Below are 3,937 nucleotides of genomic sequence, written 5' to 3'. Positions count from 1 at the left end.
CGCTCAGCCTCCGCCAATCCGGGCTCGAAGCCGGGGCCGAAGAAGTATGCCGTCCTGGCGTGCACCAGGTCCGCGCCCGCGTCCGCCAACGGCAGCCGCTGCGCCGGGGCCTGCCGCACGTCCACCCCCGCGCGTCCCGCGACCCGTTCTCGCGCCCGCCGCGCCAGCGGCGGATGCGGTTCGACGCCGACCACCGAACGGGCCGAAGCGGCGAACACCTCGAGGTGGAAACCGTCGCCGCAACCGATGTCCACCACGTCGCGGCCCGCCCAATCGCAGTGCCCGCGCAGCGCCTCCCACAGCGCGCCGGTCGAGTCCTGCGCCCGGTTCTCCAGCTCGTAGAGGTCCGGCCAGCGCCAGATGTTCGGACTCGGGGTGATCTTCGGCGCGGGCGGCGAATTCATTGCGGCAGCAGCCAGAACAGCACCATCCAGGCCACCACCGCCGACGGGAGCAGCGAATCCATCCGATCCATCAAGCCCCCGTGACCGGGCAGCAGGTTGCCCATGTCCTTGATCCCCAGATCGCGCTTGATCACCGACTCCATCAGGTCGCCCAGCGTTGCGCTGCACACCAGCGCGGCGCCGAACAACACGCCCTGCCACCAATGCCCGCCCAGCATCAGCGAGACCGACAGCCCGCCCGCGACGGTGCCGGTCAGCATCGAGCCCGCGAAACCCTCCCAGGACTTCTTCGGGCTGATCGAGGGAGCCATCGGGTGCTTGCCCAGCAGCACCCCGGCCGCGTAGCCGCCGGTGTCCGAAGCGACCACGCCGATCATGAAGCACAACGCGCGGAACGCCCCGTCCTCCGGCACCGCGAGCATCGCCGCGAACGCCGCGAACATCGGCACATAAGCAGCGGTGAGCACCGAAGCCGACACGTCGCGCAGATAACCGTCCACGCCCAGCCGGAACCGCCACGCCAGGCAAGCCAGCGTGGTGATCGCGAAACCGACCAGCAAACCGCGCAGGCCGAACGGCCAGGACAACCACACCATCAGCTGGCCACCGGCCAGCACCGGCAGCAGCGAAACCCGGATGCCTGCGCCGCGGCGCAACGCGCCCGCCAGCTCCACGGTCGACACCGCCGCGGCCACCGCGACGATGCCGATGAACAACTGCCGCAACCTCAGCAGCGACACGATGATCGCGGCGCCGAGCACCACGCCCACCGCGATCGCCGCGCGCAGGTCCCGGCCAGCCCGGGAAGGACGCGAGGGCGGGTCCGGTGCGGCAGCGGACATCCAGGACTCACCTTCGCGCCGGCTGGTCGTCACCACGGCCCGCCAACGGCCGGCGCGCCGAAGGCGCGGGACCACGCGGCCACCGGGAGCGGGCGGCGGCCACCCGGCCACGCGGGCGCCACCGGCGAAGGCGGCCCGGCAGCCGCGAACCACAGTTGCAAGACAGCCTCTCAAACTTCGAGGAGCTCGGCTTCCTTGTGCTTGACCAGCTCGTCGATCTGGGCCGTGTAGCGGTGCGTGAGGTTCTCCAGCTCCTTCTCGCCGCGCGTGCCCTCGTCCTCACCGGCCTCGCCGTCCTTGACGATCCGGTCGAGCTCCTCCTTGGCCTTGCGCCGGATGCTGCGCACGCTGATCCGGCCCTCCTCGCCCTTCTGCTTGGCGAGCTTGGCCATCTCCTTGCGGCGCTCCTCGGTCATCTGCGGGATCGCGATCCGGATGAGCTGGCCGTCGTTGCTCGGGTTGACGCTCAGGTCGGAGTCGCGGATGGCCTTCTCCATCGCGCCCAGCTGGCTGGCGTCGTACGGCTTGATCACGACCAGCCGCGCCTCCGGCACGTTGATGCTGGCCAGTTGGTTCAACGGAGTCGGCGAACCGTAGTAGTCGACGACGATGCCGGAGAACATGGCGGGGTTGGCACGGCCGGTGCGAACCGTGGCAAGGTCGTCCTTGGCCACCTGCACCGCCTTCTGCATCTTCTCCTCGCCTTCGAGAAGAGTCTCGTCGATCACGGCTGCTCCTTAAGGTGTGCCGGCCGATGTGCGCTGCTCGCCGCGCGGCGCTCCGGTGCCGCAGACGGCCCGATCAGGATCCCAGCACGCTCACACGGGCGCTGCGGCCGGGGTGCTGACCAGGGTTCCGATCTTCGCACCACGCACCGCGCGGGCGATGTTGCCCTCCTGCAGGAGGTTGAAGACCAGGATGGGCATCTGGTTGTCCATGCACAGGCTGAACGCGGTCGCGTCGGCGACCTTGAGCCCTCGCTCAAGAACCTCGCGGTGGCTGATGCTCTCGAACCGCTCAGCGGCCGGGTTGGTCTTGGGGTCCGCAGTGTAGACACCGTCCACCCCCTTGGCCATGAGCACCACCTCGCAGCCGATCTCCAGCGCACGCTGCGCCGCGGCGGTGTCGGTGGAGAAGTACGGCATCCCGGTGCCTGCGCCGAAGATGACCACGCGGCCCTTCTCCATGTGCCGGATCGCGCGGCGCGGGATGTAGGGCTCGGCGACCTGGCCCATCGTGATCGCCGACATCACGCGGGTGTCGATCTCGTGCTCGCGTTCCAGGAAGTCCTGCAGGGCCAGGCAGTTCATCACAGTGCCGAGCATGGACATGTAGTCGCCGCGGGCGCGTTCCATGCCGCGCTGCTGCAGCTCAGCGCCGCGGAAGAAGTTGCCGCCGCCGATGACGACGGCGACCTCGATGCCGCCGGCCACGACCTCGGCGATCTGCCGCGCGACGGTGCCCACCACGTCCGGGTCGACGCCGACCGCGCCGCCGCCGAACATTTCACCGCCCAGTTTGAGCAGCACACGCCCATAGCCGTCGTACGACAGGCCGTCGTCGGTCACTGGGTTCCTCCCGAGAGGCTGTTATTCCACGGTGCGCGCCGGGCATCGCGCGCCCTGCGCGAACGCCCCGCCCGCCGGTGCGGCGGAGACGGGGCGTACAACGTCGCCGCGCTCGCCGCCGGCGCTGCGGGCGCCGGCGGCGAGGTCGGCGGGACCACGCCGGAGACGGATCACCGAGCCTGCAGGGCTCAGGACTGGCCGACCTCGAAGCGCGCGAACCGGGTCACGGTCACGCCCGCCTCGTCCAGCAGGTCCTTGACGGTCTTCTTGTTGTCCTGCACCGAAGGCTGGTCGAGCAGCACGTTCTCCTTGAAGAACCCGTTGAGCCGACCCTCGATGATCTTGGGGAGGGCCTGCTCCGGCTTGTTCTCGGCGCGGGCGGTCTCCTCGGCGATGCGGCGCTCGTTGGCCACCACGTCCTCCGGGACCTCGTCCCGGGTCAGGTAGCTCGCCCGGAGCGCGGCGACCTGCATCGCGGCGTTGCGGGCGGCCTCCTCGGAGGAACCGGTGTACTCGACCAGCACGCCCACCTGCGGCGGCAGGTCCGCGGCGCGGCGGTGCAGGTAGGTGGAGACCTGGCCGTCGAAGATCGCGACCTTGCTCAGCTGCAGCTTCTCGCCGATCTTCGCGGCGAGGTCCTGCACGGTCTGGTCGACGGTCTTGTCGTCCAGCGGCGCGGACTTGACCGTCTCCAGGTCCGAGGAGTTCGCGGCCTTGGCTGCCTGCACGATCCGGCCCGCGAGCTGCTTGAACTCGTCGTTCTTGGCGACGAAGTCGGTCTCGCTGTTGAGCTCGATCAGCACGCCGTCCTCGGCGGCGACCAGACCCTCGGCCGCGGAGCGCTCGGCGCGCTTGCCGATGTCCTTGGCGCCCTTGATGCGCAGGGCCTCCACGGCCTTGTCGAAGTCGCCGTCGGCTTCGCCCAGGGCCTTCTTGCAGTCCATCATGCCGGCGCCGGTCAGGTCGCGGAGCTTCTTGACGTCAGCCGTAGTGTAGTTCGCCATCGTGCGTTGTCCGTCCTTCTTCGGAAGTTGTGCACAGCGGGAAGAGGTCCGGGGCCGCAGCGGCGGCACGCCGCTCGCGTGGCCGCGCGCGAGTCCCCGGTGCGGATGCGTTGCGGCGG

The 3,937-nt window shown here is 70.0% G+C and carries 5 protein-coding genes; all 5 read right to left on the bottom strand.

Annotated features, from left to right (window positions below):
- The coding region (locus IJH84_RS08765; protein WP_295142507.1) for a class I SAM-dependent methyltransferase at positions 1-404 on the bottom strand (404 nt) is incomplete at its 3' end.
- Complete coding sequence (locus IJH84_RS08760; protein WP_295142504.1) at positions 401-1,246, bottom strand: phosphatidate cytidylyltransferase; 846 nt, start codon at positions 1,244-1,246, stop codon at positions 401-403. The genes IJH84_RS08765 and IJH84_RS08760, both read right to left, overlap by 4 nt.
- A 170-nt stretch (positions 1,247-1,416) precedes the next feature.
- Positions 1,417-1,974, bottom strand: a complete 558-nt coding sequence (gene frr / locus IJH84_RS08755) for a ribosome recycling factor (RefSeq protein WP_200070160.1) — start codon at positions 1,972-1,974, stop codon at positions 1,417-1,419.
- A gap of 90 nt (positions 1,975-2,064) precedes the next feature.
- Positions 2,065-2,814 carry a UMP kinase gene (gene pyrH / locus IJH84_RS08750; protein ID WP_200070161.1) on the bottom strand — a complete coding sequence of 250 codons (750 nt, stop codon included), beginning with the start codon at positions 2,812-2,814 and terminating at the stop codon, positions 2,065-2,067.
- A gap of 188 nt (positions 2,815-3,002) precedes the next feature.
- A complete protein-coding gene (tsf, locus tag IJH84_RS08745) occupies positions 3,003-3,818 on the bottom strand; it encodes a translation elongation factor Ts (protein WP_295142498.1) in 816 nt (271 codons plus the stop codon).
- Positions 3,819-3,937 lie beyond the last annotated feature (119 nt).

The sequence above is a fragment of the Saccharopolyspora sp. genome (assembly GCF_017434145.1).
Taxonomy (GTDB): domain Bacteria; phylum Actinomycetota; class Actinomycetes; order Mycobacteriales; family Pseudonocardiaceae; genus Saccharopolyspora_C; species Saccharopolyspora_C galaxeae.
The sequence above is the reverse complement of the archived record's forward strand: the minus strand, read 5'-3'. Positions and strand labels throughout refer to the sequence as shown.

Bases quoted from the DNA above. Each gene is read 5' to 3' on its own strand.
- IJH84_RS08760 (WP_295142504.1), bottom strand. From the start codon at position 1,246: ATGTCCGCTGCCGCACCGGACCCGCCCTCGCGTCCTTCCCGGGCTGGC.
- tsf (WP_295142498.1), bottom strand. From the start codon at position 3,818: ATGGCGAACTACACTACGGCTGACGTCAAGAAGCTCCGCGACCTGACC.